Genomic DNA, 13,481 nt, shown 5'->3' on the forward strand with positions numbered 1-13,481 from the left:
AACGTTAAATATTGATTAAATATGTTTAGGCAAGGTGGCAGGCGACACGCGCCTGGCTGCCCTTGCCAAAAGCTTGACCGGAAGCATGCGTAATAGCGCTCAGCTTGGGTGTCTGCTCTGAGCATTGCGGTTGAGCGATTGGGCAGCGGGGGTGAAAAGCGCAGCCCGAAGGTGGCTGAGTGGGGTCGGGCTGGCCTGCCCCCAGGCCTATGTCGGGCACGCCTAGACCTGGCTCCGGGGTCAACGCGGAAGCGAGTAGTGCTTGGGTATATGGGTGGCGTGGTGCGGTGAAGATTTGCTCACGGGTACCCTCTTCGACAATCTGGCCTAGATACATGACCGCGAGCCGGTCCGCGAGATGTTCGACCACGGCGAGGTCGTGGCTAATAAACAGGTAGGTAAGGCCAAACTCATCTTTAAGGTCGAGCAGTAGATTGAGGATCTGCGCCTGGATCGATACATCCAGCGCGGAAGTGGGTTCGTCACAAATCACCAGATCAGGGCGCATAATCAGCGCTCTGGCAATCGCCACCCGCTGGCGCTGCCCCCCTGACATTTGCCCGGGGTATTGCTGGGCGGCGCGTTTGGGTAGGCCGACCAGGTCAAGCATCTGATCGACCTTCGCTGCCTGTTCACGGGGCGTGCCTAGCGCGTGAATACGTAGCGGTAGACCAACGATCTGAGCAATCCGCTGGCGTGGGTTAAGCGACGAATAAGGGTCTTGGAAGATCGGCTGTATATGCCGGGCCAGTGCCTTTTGGTTAGCGTTAACAATCGCTTTGCCATTGATCAGCACATCGCCCGAACTAGGGGGTGTCAGCCCCAGCAGCATCTTGGCCAAGGTGCTCTTGCCACAGCCTGATTCGCCCACCAGCCCCATCACCTGGCCGCGCGGAACGCGTAGCGATACCTCATTGACTGCTTTTAGGGTTTGAGGCTTATGTAGCATGCCACCGCCCAGTTTGAACGTTTTAGACAGCGCGCAGAGTTCGAGGGCAAGAGGATCCATACTGTTTGCAGGAGAGGTGGTGTTTGTCATGACGTTACCTCCTGATCGTTTAGTGGCGCTGGGCTGGCTAGCTGATGGGCAAAGTGGCAGCGTGAAAAGTGCTCGCCTGCCACTGCCTGTAAGGGGGGCGTGGTTCGGCACCGCTCATCCGCTTGATCGCAGCGATTGCAAAAGGCGCAGCCCTCGATTTTGCCTACCAAGCTGGGCACTACGCCTGGGATCGCCTGCAAACGACTGCCTGGCAGTGTCTTGCCGGGCGTCGGTATGCAGCGCAACAAACCTTGGGTATAGGGATGGCTGGGGGCTTTAAAGAGGGCCTGTGCAGAGGCGGTTTCAATCACTTCGCCGGCATACATCACGGCGACCCGGTCGGCGATACGCGCAACGACACCCAAGTCGTGGGTGATGAAAATGATCGCCGTGCCAAACTCCTGCTGTAAGTCGCGTAGCAGGTGCAGAATTTGCGCCTGAATCGTCACATCTAATGCAGTGGTGGGTTCATCGGCAATGATCAAATCGGGCTCACACATTAGTGCCATGGCGATCATCACCCGTTGGCGCAGCCCGCCCGAAAGCTGGTGAGGATATTGGCGCATACGCTCTTCGGCGGCGCTGATGCCTACTCGTTTAAGCAAATAGAGGGCGCGATCGTGGGCCGCTTGACGCGATACCCGCTGGTGGCGGCGCAGGGCTTCGCAGAGCTGATTGCCCAGGGTGTAGGCGGGGTTGAGGGCGGTCATGGGCTCTTGAAAAATCATCGCCATGCGTGCACCGCGAAGATTGCTGCGCTCGCGTTCAGGCACCGTAAGGAGATCAACGCCGTCAAAGTTGAGGCAGTCGGCGTTTACCTGCGCCTTGCGCGGCAGTAGGCCCATTAATGCCAGCGAGGTCATGGATTTACCACAGCCTGATTCACCTACCAGGCAGAGCATTTCACCGCGCTCAACGTGAAAGTCGATGCCCCGCACGGCGTGTAGCGTGCCCTTGGCTACGGGTAAATCAACCCGTAGCTGCTTAACGCTGAGAAGCGGTGAGGCTGGCGCTGTTGAGCGCTCAGTTGAAGATAGATTATTCATTGCGGCCTCCCGGTGCGCTGAGGTCGCGTAGTCCGTCACCCAGCAAGTTAATCGCCAGCACCAGAACAAACAGCGCGCTGCCGGGAATCGTAATCACCCAGGGCTGAAAGAACATATAGGTTTTGCCTTCGGCGATCATTAGCCCCCAGGAGGGCGAGGGTGGCTGCACACCCATGCCTAGAAATGACAGCGTTGCTTCGAGCAAAATGGCGTTGGCGACCTCAAGGGTGGCGACGACAATCAACGCGCCTGCAATGTTAGGAAGCACTTCGCGTAGCAGAATGTAGGGCAGAGGGCAGCCCAACGCCTGGGCGGCTTGCACATACTCGGCATCGCGCAGCTGCTGGGTGGCCGAGCGGGCGACGACCGCGAAACGATCCCATAGCAGCAGCCCTAGCAGCAGCGTTACGGTCAGCATTGATCCGCCGATCAGCGAGGCCATAGCCAGCGCCACTAACACCACGGGCATGGCCAGGCGGGTGGTCAGCAGGTAACTCACCACCGCATCAATGCGACCACCAAAGTAGCCCGCCAAGACCCCCAGAGTGGTACCAATCAGTCCGGAAATCAGCGCGACCACCAGCCCAATAAACAGCGAAATTCGCGCGCCAAAGATAAGGCGGCTCAGGTAGTCGCGGCCAAGGCGGTCGGTACCTAAGGGGTGCGTCCAGCTACCGGTTTCGTGCCAAAAAGGCGGCACCATGCGATTAGCGGTGTCCTGTAAGTAGGGATCATGGGGAGCCAGCCACGGTGCTAGAAGCGCCACAATCCCCAACGAGGCAATGATTAAGAGGCCGATGGCCAAGCTGCGATTATTGAGCGTGCTGCGCCATAGGCGCGTCTGCCAAGCAGGAGTTAATTGGCTTTGTAGCGCGGTAGCCGATGGGGTAAGAGAGTCTGTCATGGTGTTCTCCGTTAGCGCGCGCGCAGGCGTGGGTCGAGGGCTGCGTTGAGAATGTCGGCCAGCAGCGTCAACACGATATAGAACAGCGCAATGATCAGTACGATGGCCTGAACGACTGGATAGTCATTGCGTGAAATAGCGTTCCACGCCAACTGCCCCAGCCCGCGTAGTGAAAACACGGTTTCGATAACCACTGACCCGCCGAGCATAAACCCGAGCTCCACGGCGGCCAGCGCGACCACTGGGATCACCGCATTGCGCAAGGCGTGTTTGAAAATCACCGTGCCGGTGCGCAACCCTTTGGCCCGTGCAGTGCGAATGTAATCGGCCTCTAGCACCTCCAGCATGCCGCTGCGGGTCAGGCGCATCATGGCGGGGGTGGCGTAATAGCCCAGCGCAATAGCGGGCAGTACGAAGCCTTGCCAGCTATCGCTGCCCGCGGCCGGAAACCATTGCAGCTTGACGGCAAACACGATGATTAGCGTTAAGCCAAACCAGAAGTTGGGCATTGCCTGACCGGTAACCGCAATCGCCATGGCCATACGGTCTATCCAACTGCCACGTTTGAGCGCGGCGACCACACCGAGGGGAATAGACACGCCCAGTGCAATCGCCAAGGCCAATATTCCTAGGGTCATCGTCACCGGTAGTCGCTCAACGACTAGATCCATTACCTCGCTTTGGTAGTAATATGAACGCCCAAAGTCGAGCTGCACGGCTCCCCACAGCCAAGTGGTAAATTGCTGAATCACCGGGCGGTCCAGGCCGTAATCAACGCGGATTTGTTCTACCTGCTCGGCGGTGGCCTCGGGGCCACCAATGGAGAGCGCCAAGTCACCCGAGAGCTGCAGCAGACTAAAGCAGAGAACCGAAATAGTCAGAGCGACGCTAAGGGCTATCAGCGTGCGCTTGAAAACAAATGCCCACATAAAGCATCACTCCCTCGCTGTGGAAGGCTAGCCGTGGTGATTTCCACGGCTGCCGTTAACTCGATCAGATGCCATCGGTAACGTTATTTCCAGCTCGCCTCGTAGAAGCGGGGGAGTTCATCAGGGTAGGCAGTGAAGTCGAGATCAGCGGTGTGGGCGTAGTAGGTGGAGTAGGAAAACAACGGTGCCCAGTACGCTTGCTCGGAAATGCGGGCGAACGCTTTTTGGTAGTGCTCTAAGCGCACATCAGGATCTACCGAAGTATCGGCGACTTGCAGCCACTCCTGCACCTGGGTGTCCTGCCAGAGATCGTCAATGCCGCCTGTGAAATAAACGCTGACGAAAGCCGAGACATCGTTAATAGAGAAGGAGCCCCAGGCTTTGAACGACATATCGGTTTGGCCGTTACGCTGGAGCTCCAGCAACGCGGGGGAGGTCATAAAACGCAGGTTGGCATTAATACCTACGGCGCGTAGGTCGCCAATCATTGCTTCGGCGTAATCCCGTTCACGGTAGGCATGAAGGTCAATGTCGAAGCCATCGGCGTAACCGGCCTCGGCGAGTAGTTCGCGGGCTTTGTCAGGGTCGTACTCATACTCAACAACGTCTTGTGTTTCACAGCCAAACTGAGTCGGGAAGCAGGGGGCGTAGAGGGGCTGGCTGCCGCCGCGTACTAGGTCGTTAGCGAGCCCTTCCCGGTTCATCGCATGATTGATGGCTTGGCGTACGCGAAGGTCATTTAGCGGTGAATCTTCTCGGGCCGCGGCATCCAGGCCGATATAACCGACTCGCATGGTTTCGCCGCCTAGCACGCTAAGCTGTGGCATAGTGCTTAACGACTCAGCTTGATCCGACGGCACGCGCCAGATCCAATCGACTTGACCGGACATTAACTGCGCCATACGCGAGTCTGCATCGGCAATGGCCTTGAACTCGATATTGGCGATCTCCGGCTGACCAATGGGACTGTCGGCAAAGTAGTCATCAAAGCGCGTTAGGCTAACGCCATCCCCGGGACGGACGTTGGTAATCCGGTAAGGGCCGGTGCCTACGGGCTCACGACTAAAACCCTCGATACCCACTTCCTGGAAATACTCATCGGGGTAAATTGGCATTGGGCCGGAAAGGTACTCAAGGGCTGCGGGGAAAGGCTCTTTGAGGTGAATGCGCACTTGGTACTCATCAAGCTTCTCAACGCTTTCAATCCAATCAACATTTTGGCGTGTCACCACGCGGGATTTGGGGGACACTGCATAGTTGAAAGTGAATGCCACATCGTCAGCGTTGAAGGCTTCGCCGTTGTGAAAGGTCACGCCTTCCCGGAGCACAAGATCCAGAGTCTTATCATCGGCCCACTCCCACTCGGTGGCCAGACGCGGCTCATATTCGTTGGTTTGCGGGTTGCGGTAAATCAGCGTGTCCCAGGCCAAATGGGCGAGAATAACCCCTTCACGCAGGTTGTTATGGTAGGGGCTAACGTTTTCAGGTTCGCTGTCAGAGGCATAGACCAGCGTATCGTTGGCCTTGCCAGCTAATGCGGGTGTCGCGATGCTGAGTAAAGCAAGTGACGTAACGCAATAAAGAGTTCTCGATGTTTGCATGCCATACCTCGTTTTTTAATAAGGGAAGGTTATGAGCGTTTGGCGTACTGGCGAGGCTTGTTGTTTTTTAGATGAGCCGTCACCTTGAATTAAAACTAAGCTATTAAGCAGTCATGCCGCCAGTGCAATGTTTAGAATTTACCATTGCCGTTTTGGCAATGCTTATGGCGAGGGGAGCCACTATGAATCCACGCGTATTACAAGAAACCGCACTACGTTACTTTCTCGAAGTGGTTCGCTGCGGCTCCATCAGTGAAGCCTCGGGCAAGCTGAATGTGGCGCCCTCGGCCATTAGCCGACAGATTGCCCGGCTGGAAAGCGAGCTGGACACGCTACTGTTTGAGCGCCGAGCGCGGGGTATGGTGCCCAGCGCCGCAGGGGAACTGCTGGCGGTGCATGCCCGCCATATGCAGCTTGAGGCAGACCGAATTGGCAGTGAAATCCTGGCCCTACGTGGATTGCAGCTTGGCAAGGTGCGTCTCGCCAGTTCAGAAGGGTTTGCGGTCGATTTTTTACCCGCGGCAATCGCGGCTTTTCGCAAGCGTTATAGCGGAATTCATTTCCATCTGATGGTGGGGCCACCTGCCCAGGCGACCCGTCATGTCAGGGAGGGCGATGCAGATATCGGGATTACCTTTAGCCTCAAGCCCGAGGCGGATATTAACGTTGCCCTTAGGCAGCCCGCGCCGATTATGGCGCTGGTGTCACCCGACCATGAGTTAGCCGCTAAAAAACACCTATCACTAGCGCAGCTACAGCGCTATCCACTGGCGCTGCCCTCTCCAGAAACGACCCTGCGCCAGTTGTTTGATATCTGCTGTAGTCGCCAAAACCTGGCGTTTGAGTCCATTTTTAGCAGTGACTACACCGAGGCTTTGATTAACTTCTCCATGCTGGGAGGCGGGGTAGCGCTTGCCGGAGAGATCTCCGTTCGTTACCGGGTTCATCAACAGCGTGTGGTTGCGATTCCTATTCGTGACCAGGGCATGGATTCGCGCTTTATTGAAGTCCAGACCCTTGCCAAGCGCACATTGCCGACGGCGACGCAGGCGTTTTTAGCATTTCTAAAAGAGCATATTCCGCCTGGGCAACTGCCGCTTTTTCCTACTCCACTAACAATTAACTGCTGACCACCTGCCTTCTTAGCAAGCGCTGGCGTGAATAGCGTATTGCGCGGATGACATCTCACGGCCAAGCCGCGACAATGGCGCCCTGTTTAGATTGTTAGCTTTAACCGGGGAGCGTTATGACGCCACTCAACATCCTCTATCAGGATGAGTATCTCGTCGCGGTGCATAAGCCGTCAGGGCTTTTGGTGCATCGCTCGGCGTTGGCGCGTGGTGAAACCGAATTTCTGCTTCAACGCTTACGCGACCAGCTTGGCAAGCGGGTTTACCCCGTTCACCGGCTGGATCGGCCGACCTCTGGGGTAATGGTATTTGCTCTCTCGTCGGCAGTGGCTGGCCTGCTCAGCGATGCGTTTAGCGAGCGCCAGGTGGAAAAGCGCTACCTGGCAGTGGTGCGCGGTAAAGCACCGGAAAATGAACGTTTGGATTACCCGCTAAGGGAAGAGGACGGTACGCGCCCCAAGGCGGAAATGCCCGCCATGCCCGCGATGACCGATATTCGCCGCCTGGATAGCGTCGAGCTGCCCGTGCAGGTCGACCGCTACCCGGTGGCGCGCTACTCCCTGGTAGAGGCGCGGCCGATGACCGGTCGCCGCCATCAAATTCGCCGCCATCTTTCCCGGCGTGGCTACCCGATTATTGGCGATGCCAAGCACGGTAAAAGTGTCCACAACCGCTTTTTTGCCGAGCAGATGAAGGCTCCGCGCTTACTGCTCGCCGCGACCTATTTGGCCTTTGACCATCCGCTGTTAGACAAGCGTGTACAATTGAGCTGTGCCTTGGATGACACCATGATCGCGCTGTTTAACCAGCTTGGCTGGGCGGGGCATTTACCGATGGATAGCGTGCGCACGCCGCCCCACACCACGCCTTCCGCCCTTCAAGCGTTATGAGTGAGTTTGTGATGTCCTCAGCTACTACATCGAGCATGCCGTCCGCCTCGCCTGTGCCTACGGCTAACGTGAAACCTCCTTCTGCAGATTATGATTTTCGCTTTGGCGGCATTCGCCGTCTTTATGGCCAGCGTGCAGCCGAAGCGTTTCGTCATGCCCACGTGGTGGTGGTGGGTGTCGGCGGGGTAGGCAGTTGGACGGTAGAGGCGCTGGCACGCTCGGGCATTGGCAAGCTGACGTTGATCGACCTGGACGACGTCTGCGTTTCCAACGTCAACCGCCAGCTCCATGCGCTGGATGGTACTATCGGTCAGCCCAAGGTTGGTGTGCTGGCCGAGCGCTGCCGCTTGATTGCCCCGGAAATTGAGATTGTGGCGGATACTGCCTTCGTGACACCCACCAACCTGGCCGAGCGGATTCCCGATGATGCCGATCACGTGGTGGATGCCATCGACAGCGTGATCGCCAAAGCCGCGCTGATTGCTTGGTGCAAGCGGCGCAAAATCCCCATTACCGTAACCGGTGCAGCCGGTGGACAAACCGATCCCACGCGTATTCAGGTGGCGGATTTGACCCGCACCGAGCACGACCCGCTGTTATCCAAAGTGCGCTCGCGGCTGCGTCGGGATTACGGCTTTTCCCGCAACCCCAAACGGCGCTTCTCAGTGGAGTGTGTTTACTCCGACGAGCAGTTGATCTATCCCGGCGCCGACGGTGAAGTGTGCCTGCAAAAGCCCGGTAGCGGTGATGCTACGCGTTTGGATTGCGCCTCAGGCTTCGGGGCTGCCACTTTCCTGACTGGCACCTTTGGCTTTGTCGCCGCTTCAAAGGTGCTCGAACGCCTCGCAAAAAAAGCCAACCAGCCGAGTGCCACAAACGCCACTCAAGAGGAGAGCCAATGACCGCCCCCGTTCCCGGTATTTATCGCCACTACAAAGGCAGCCTCTACGAAGTGCTGGGCACCGCCCAGCACAGCGAAAACGAAGAGCCGCTGGTGGTTTATCGTGCTCTTTATGGTGAGTACGACCTTTGGGTGCGCCCGCTGGCGATGTTTACGGAAACAGTGACGAAAGAGGGCCACACCCAACTGCGCTTTGCGCTGGAAAAGGCGTTTTAAGCCGGAATTTCGTTATCAAGGAGTGCTCATGCCCCCCTCATCACCCCAGCAGACGCTGAAAGAAGTATTCGGTTTCGATGACTTTCGCGGCGGCCAACAGGCGGTGGTGTCAAGAGTGCTGGAAGGGCACTCCACGGCGGCGATTTTTGCCACCGGCGCGGGGAAATCCTTGTGCTATCAGCTTCCTGCGCTGCATTTGCCGCACCTAACCCTGGTGGTGTCACCGTTGCTGGCGCTGATGCAGGATCAACTGGCGTTTCTGGCCCGCCACGGCGTGGCCGCGGCCAGCATTGATTCCAACCAAGACCGTGACGCTACCCGGGAGGTGATGGAGCGCGCTAAAAGCGGCGAGCTGAAAATCCTTATGGTCTCGGTGGAGCGGCTCAAGAATGAGCGCTTTCGCCACTTTCTGCGCCAAGTGCATATTTCACTCATGGTGGTCGATGAAGCCCACTGCCTCTCTGAGTGGGGGCATAACTTCCGCCCTGACTACCTCAAACTGCCGGACTACCAGCGCGATTTTGCTATCCCTCAAGTGCTACTGCTCACCGCCACGGCGACCCCAGCGGTGATAGCCGATATGGGTGAGAAGTTTGCCATTGCGCCGGAGAACGTGATTACTACCGGCTTTTACCGTTCCAATCTTGAACTGCTGGTATCTCCGGCCATGGAAGGTCGCCAGCAGCAGCTGATCAACTGGCTGAAGCCGCAGATGCAGCCGGGTAGCGAAGCGCCGACGATTATTTACGTCACCCTACAACAAACCGCCGAGCGAGTCGCTAAGGCGTTAGCGGCCCAGGGGATCGCTGCCCAGGCCTACCATGCAGGGCTAGATTCCCAGCGACGGGATGAGATTCAGCGGCAATTTATGAGCGGCGAGTCGCCCTGCATCGTGGCCACTATCGCATTTGGCATGGGCATTGATAAGGGTGATATTCGCAATGTGGTGCATTATGACCTGCCTAAATCCATCGAGAACTATAGCCAGGAGATTGGCCGGGCGGGACGCGACGGCCTACCTTCCACTTGCCTGACCCTGGCTGGGCGGGATGGCTTGCGGGTGCTGGAAAACTTTGTTTACGGCGATACCCCTGAATATGCTGGCATCTATCGCCTGCTGGAAGAGATCGCTGCGGCAGGCCAAACGCCGGATCGCCAGTGGGAGGTATTGCTCAATACGCTTTCCCGGGATACCAATATCCGCCCGCTGCCGCTAAAGACGCTGCTGGTGCGGTTGGAAATGCACGACATTATCGCTCCGCGCTTCGCATTTCTAGCCGAGTACCGGCTGCGCTATCATCTTGAGCCAGACCAATTAGTTAGCCGCTTTGAAGGCGAGCGGGCGGCCTTTGTGCGACTTTTAGTCGATAATATTCCTATCGCCCGCACCTGGGGAACGGTGGATTTTGACCGCCTACATCAGGTGGGGCAGACGCAACAGATTGACGCTTCCCGCGCTCGCGTCATTACCGCCCTTGAGTACTTTCAAGATAAGGGCTGGCTAACCCTGGAAGGCAAGCGGATGACCGATGTCTACGAGATCTGCCAGCCGAACTTTACTATTGAGGCGCTGGCGAGCCAGTTGTTTGAGGATTGCCTGAATCGAGAGCGAATCGAGATTGAGCGGCTGCAGGCTATGTTGTCACTGTTTGAGTCGGAGAGCTGTCTGACTCGTCGGTTGGCCATGCACTTTGGTGATAGTACCTTTGGTGACAGCACCTTTGATACACCATCCAATACTGAGCAGGGACGCTGCGGACATTGCTCGGTGTGTTATGGCCACCCGATAAAACTACCGGATGCACTGCCCGAGCCACCGCTAACGACGGCCGATTTTCAGCGCTACGCCACACCGCTGATTGAGCGCCACACCGAACAGTTCGGCCAGCCGCCCAATGCCCAGCGGGTGGCGCACTTTCTGTGTGGCTTGACCATGCCGGTGTTTACCCCGCTCAAAGCCCGCAGCCTGAACGGCTTCGCGGTTTTTGAGCAGCGCGCCTATCCAAAAGTGCGTGAGTGGGCGGAGGCGATGCTGGGACAATAAAGGCCGATCAAAGTCCGAACGGTAACCCCAGCCAGTACCAAATAAAGAACAGGCTGCTCCAGCCGGTTAACACGGCGAGGGAGTAGGGCATGGCGATGGTCAGTAGATGGCCAAGAGTAAACGACTTGTTGTAAAGGTGAATGACCGCCAGCACTAACGGTAGATAGGGGTTGATGGGTGAAATCACGTTCGTCGATGAGTCGGCTACCCTGTACGCTGCTTGGATGGCTTCTGGCTCAAGGCCCAACAGCATCAGCATGGGTAGAAAAATCGGCGCCATCAGCGCCCACTGCGCAGAGCCACTGTAAAGAAATAGGTTCACGACGGCGGCCAGTAAAATAAAGCACACTAAAGCCAGCGCCGTAGGCATATTAATTTGCAGCAGTAGATCCGCGCCATTCACTGCGCTGACAATCGCCAAGTTTGACCAGTTAAAGATGGCAATAAACTGCGCCACCATAAAGACGATGACAATAAACCCACACATATCGCGCATCGCCGCTTCCATTAAGCGCGGCACATCGCTGGATTGTTTGATCTTACCTACCGAAACGCCGTACACAATGCCGCACAGGCTAAAGAACAGCACGATGATGGGCACCAAACCACTCATAAAGGGCGAAGGTAACAGACCCCCTTCAGCGCTGCGTAAGCCGGAACCCGCTGGCAGAATCAGCAGCAGGATAACCGCGATATAGGCCAGTGCCGCTATACCGGTGTAGCGCAGCGCACGCCGTTCTGTGTCGGTTAACTGTACGCCGTGGCTTTTGTTCTCATCATCACTCTGATCCTGAAAGCGCGCCAGCATGGGCTCGACATACTTGTCGTTCATGACGGTGATAATCAGGGTAATTAACGGCACCGAGGCACACATAAAGAACCAGTTGGACACCACGCTGACTTCGTAGCCGGGGCGAACGCTCTGAACGACTTCCGTCGAGATGCCGGATAGCAGCAGATCCGTGCCCGCAATAAAGAAATTGGCGCTAAAACCGGCAAAAACGGCGATAAAGGCCACCATAATGCCGGCAATCGGGTTCCGGCCAACAGTTTTAAACATGATGGCGGCCAAAGGGGGAATCAGGAAAACCGCCGCATCCGAAACCAGATTGCCGATGATCGAAGTGATGACCACCGCCGGGGTAATAAAGCGCGGCGCCACATTACTCAACATGCGTCGGATGGTGGCATCGGCGAGGCCAGTTTTCTGAATCAGCCCCAGCGCTAATACCATCACCAGTACCAGCCCTAGCGGGCGGAAACTGGTGAAGTTAGTGACTGCCCCGGTCACCATAAATCTTATCCCATCCCAGCTAAGCAGCGAACGAACCTGAACGAGCTCGTCGGTGGCAGGGTGGCGCACAGGCTCGACCCACACGCTCATCACAACCGACAGGCCTAGCGTGACGACAAAAAGTATAAAAAACATAATAAAAGGATGGGGCAGGGCATCGGCTATTCGCGCAATCCGGTGCATTAATCCGGTGTTGCCACCGGACGTTGAGAGTTTGTTCGCTTCCATGTTGTTCTCCGCTTTATATCTGGAAGTGCTGCTTTTTGAAGTGTGCTTTCTTGAACTGCGCTTTCTTGAAATGCTTAGCGAGAGGGGAGTTCACGCTTTATTAGCTGAACAAAATAAGAGGTGCCCACCGGGATAATGTTGTCGTTAAAGTCATAGCTGGGGTTGTGAACACTTACACCACCGGTTTCGCCTTCAACACCATTGCCCAGAAACACATAGCAACCCGGAACGGCTTGCAGCATGAAGGAGAAGTCTTCGCTGCCAGAAATCGGTAAGCAGTCAGGGTTGACCTTTGCATCGCCGACTACTGCGTGGGCAACATCGGTGGCGAGTTGGGTGGCTTGCGGGTCGTTGACCGTGGCCGGGTAGCTACCGGGGTGAATGGTGAGCGTTGCGGTGGCGCCGTAGGCTTTAGCAGTACTGGCAACCAGTTGTTCCAGTCGTTGAATTGCATGCTCCCGTACTGCGTCGTTAAAAGAGCGAATGCAGCCCTGCATGGTGGCGGTATCGGGAATGACGTTGAAGGTGCCCGAGCCGGCATGCAGGTCGGTAAAGGACAGCACGGCGGAATCGAGCGGGGCAGTATTGCGGCTAACGATAGACTGCGCGCCGCTGATAATCGCGCTCACGATCAGCATCGGATCAACGGTGTGCTGCGGCATTGCCGCATGGCCGCCTTTGCCGTGAACGTCAATGGTGAAACGGTCTGAGCTGGCCAGCAGGGGGCCTTCGCGAAACCAGAATTCGCCTTGGGGAATGCCCGGCATATTGTGGATACCGTAAACGCGGTCACAGGGGAAGCGCTCAAACAAACCATCATCCATCATTGCCTTAGCGCCGGCTAAGCCCTCTTCAGCGGGCTGGAAAATAAAGTGTACGGTGCCGGAAAAGTCGCGATGTTTAGCCAGATACCATGCGGCGGCTAACAGCATGGTGGTGTGACCGTCGTGGCCGCAGCCGTGCATTTTGCCCTGGTTAAGAGACGCATGAGCGAACTGATTGTTTTCCGTCATGGCGAGGGCATCCATATCGGCGCGCAGCCCGATGGTACGAGCGGCGAGCGTTTTGCCGCGCAGTACGCCGACGACCCCGGTTTTAGCGATGCCGGTATGAACCTCGTCAAATCCCCACTCTGTGAGCTTGTCCGCCACTAACTTGGCGGTGCGCTGCTCCTCAAAGCCCAGCTCCGGGTGCTGATGAATATCCTGTCGCCAAGCAGTGAACTGTGCGTTGTTACCCGCAATTTCATCGATCATAGG

Annotated in this window: 12 protein-coding genes; 5 read left to right on the forward strand and 7 right to left on the reverse strand. The window is 56.9% G+C overall.

The window, feature by feature from the left end; translation table 11 throughout:
* Positions 1–25 precede the first annotated feature (25 nt).
* From RO22_RS02735 to RO22_RS02755, 5 genes are all read right to left on the reverse strand, one after another.
* The gene (locus RO22_RS02735; RefSeq protein ID WP_083868877.1) at positions 26–1,039 is read right to left on the reverse strand and encodes an ABC transporter ATP-binding protein; all 1,014 of its coding nucleotides are present in this window, start codon (positions 1,037–1,039) and stop codon (positions 26–28) included.
* Positions 1,036–2,085 carry an ABC transporter ATP-binding protein gene (locus RO22_RS02740; protein WP_051430469.1) on the reverse strand — a complete coding sequence of 350 codons (1,050 nt, stop codon included), beginning with the start codon at positions 2,083–2,085 and terminating at the stop codon, positions 1,036–1,038. Before RO22_RS02740 ends, RO22_RS02735 begins: the two co-directional genes overlap by 4 nt.
* Positions 2,078–2,989, reverse strand: a complete 912-nt coding sequence (locus RO22_RS02745; RefSeq protein ID WP_041157542.1) for an ABC transporter permease — start codon at positions 2,987–2,989, stop codon at positions 2,078–2,080. Before RO22_RS02745 ends, RO22_RS02740 begins: the two co-directional genes overlap by 8 nt.
* Before the next feature lie 11 nt (positions 2,990–3,000).
* Positions 3,001–3,918, reverse strand: coding sequence for an ABC transporter permease (locus RO22_RS02750; RefSeq protein ID WP_027957806.1), 918 nt, complete (start codon positions 3,916–3,918; stop codon positions 3,001–3,003).
* A gap of 83 nt (positions 3,919–4,001) precedes the next feature.
* Complete coding sequence (locus RO22_RS02755) at positions 4,002–5,519, reverse strand: ABC transporter substrate-binding protein (protein ID WP_041157543.1); 1,518 nt, start codon at positions 5,517–5,519, stop codon at positions 4,002–4,004.
* Between the two features lie 182 nt (positions 5,520–5,701).
* Between RO22_RS02755 and RO22_RS02760 the strand changes: the two genes are divergently transcribed.
* From RO22_RS02760 to RO22_RS02780, 5 genes are all read left to right on the forward strand, one after another.
* A complete protein-coding gene (locus tag RO22_RS02760; protein WP_041157544.1) occupies positions 5,702–6,649 on the forward strand; it encodes a LysR family transcriptional regulator in 948 nt (315 codons plus the stop codon).
* A gap of 116 nt (positions 6,650–6,765) precedes the next feature.
* Entirely contained in the window at positions 6,766–7,539 is a 774-nt protein-coding gene (locus RO22_RS02765) for a pseudouridine synthase (RefSeq protein ID WP_022520138.1), read from the forward strand.
* A 35-nt stretch (positions 7,540–7,574) separates the two neighbouring features.
* Entirely contained in the window at positions 7,575–8,441 is an 867-nt protein-coding gene (gene tcdA, locus RO22_RS02770) for a tRNA cyclic N6-threonylcarbamoyladenosine(37) synthase TcdA (RefSeq protein ID WP_041157545.1), read from the forward strand.
* Positions 8,438–8,656, forward strand: a complete 219-nt coding sequence (locus RO22_RS02775; RefSeq protein ID WP_041157546.1) for a DUF1653 domain-containing protein — start codon at positions 8,438–8,440, stop codon at positions 8,654–8,656. Before tcdA ends, RO22_RS02775 begins: the two co-directional genes overlap by 4 nt.
* 28 nt (positions 8,657–8,684) lie before the next feature.
* Entirely contained in the window at positions 8,685–10,700 is a 2,016-nt protein-coding gene (locus tag RO22_RS02780) for an ATP-dependent DNA helicase RecQ (protein ID WP_041157547.1), read from the forward strand.
* A 7-nt stretch (positions 10,701–10,707) separates the two neighbouring features.
* On the opposite strand, the gene RO22_RS02785 is transcribed toward RO22_RS02780, so the two are convergent.
* Together RO22_RS02785 and RO22_RS02790 are read right to left on the reverse strand one after the other, a co-directional pair.
* On the reverse strand, positions 10,708–12,222 hold the full coding sequence (locus RO22_RS02785) for an AbgT family transporter (protein ID WP_009288371.1): 1,515 nt from the start codon (positions 12,220–12,222) through the stop codon (positions 10,708–10,710).
* Positions 12,223–12,296: 74 nt separating this feature from the next.
* On the reverse strand, positions 12,297–13,478 hold the full coding sequence (locus RO22_RS02790; RefSeq protein WP_041157548.1) for a M20 aminoacylase family protein: 1,182 nt from the start codon (positions 13,476–13,478) through the stop codon (positions 12,297–12,299).
* Positions 13,479–13,481 lie beyond the last annotated feature (3 nt).

The sequence above is a fragment of the Halomonas sp. KHS3 genome, assembly GCF_000830495.1.
In the GTDB taxonomy this organism is placed as follows: domain Bacteria; phylum Pseudomonadota; class Gammaproteobacteria; order Pseudomonadales; family Halomonadaceae; genus Vreelandella; species Vreelandella titanicae.

Bases quoted from the DNA above. Each gene is read 5' to 3' on its own strand.
- RO22_RS02735 (WP_083868877.1), bottom strand. From the start codon at position 1,039: ATGACAAACACCACCTCTCCTGCAAACAGTATGGATCCTCTTGCCCTC.
- RO22_RS02740 (WP_051430469.1), bottom strand. From the start codon at position 2,085: ATGAATAATCTATCTTCAACTGAGCGCTCAACAGCGCCAGCCTCACCG.
- RO22_RS02745 (WP_041157542.1), bottom strand. From the start codon at position 2,989: ATGACAGACTCTCTTACCCCATCGGCTACCGCGCTACAAAGCCAATTA.
- RO22_RS02750 (WP_027957806.1), bottom strand. From the start codon at position 3,918: ATGTGGGCATTTGTTTTCAAGCGCACGCTGATAGCCCTTAGCGTCGCT.
- RO22_RS02755 (WP_041157543.1), bottom strand. From the start codon at position 5,519: ATGCAAACATCGAGAACTCTTTATTGCGTTACGTCACTTGCTTTACTC.
- RO22_RS02760 (WP_041157544.1), top strand. From the start codon at position 5,702: ATGAATCCACGCGTATTACAAGAAACCGCACTACGTTACTTTCTCGAA.
- RO22_RS02765 (WP_022520138.1), top strand. From the start codon at position 6,766: ATGACGCCACTCAACATCCTCTATCAGGATGAGTATCTCGTCGCGGTG.
- tcdA (WP_041157545.1), top strand. From the start codon at position 7,575: ATGCCGTCCGCCTCGCCTGTGCCTACGGCTAACGTGAAACCTCCTTCT.
- RO22_RS02775 (WP_041157546.1), top strand. From the start codon at position 8,438: ATGACCGCCCCCGTTCCCGGTATTTATCGCCACTACAAAGGCAGCCTC.
- RO22_RS02780 (WP_041157547.1), top strand. From the start codon at position 8,685: ATGCCCCCCTCATCACCCCAGCAGACGCTGAAAGAAGTATTCGGTTTC.
- RO22_RS02785 (WP_009288371.1), bottom strand. From the start codon at position 12,222: ATGGAAGCGAACAAACTCTCAACGTCCGGTGGCAACACCGGATTAATG.
- RO22_RS02790 (WP_041157548.1), bottom strand. From the start codon at position 13,478: ATGATCGATGAAATTGCGGGTAACAACGCACAGTTCACTGCTTGGCGA.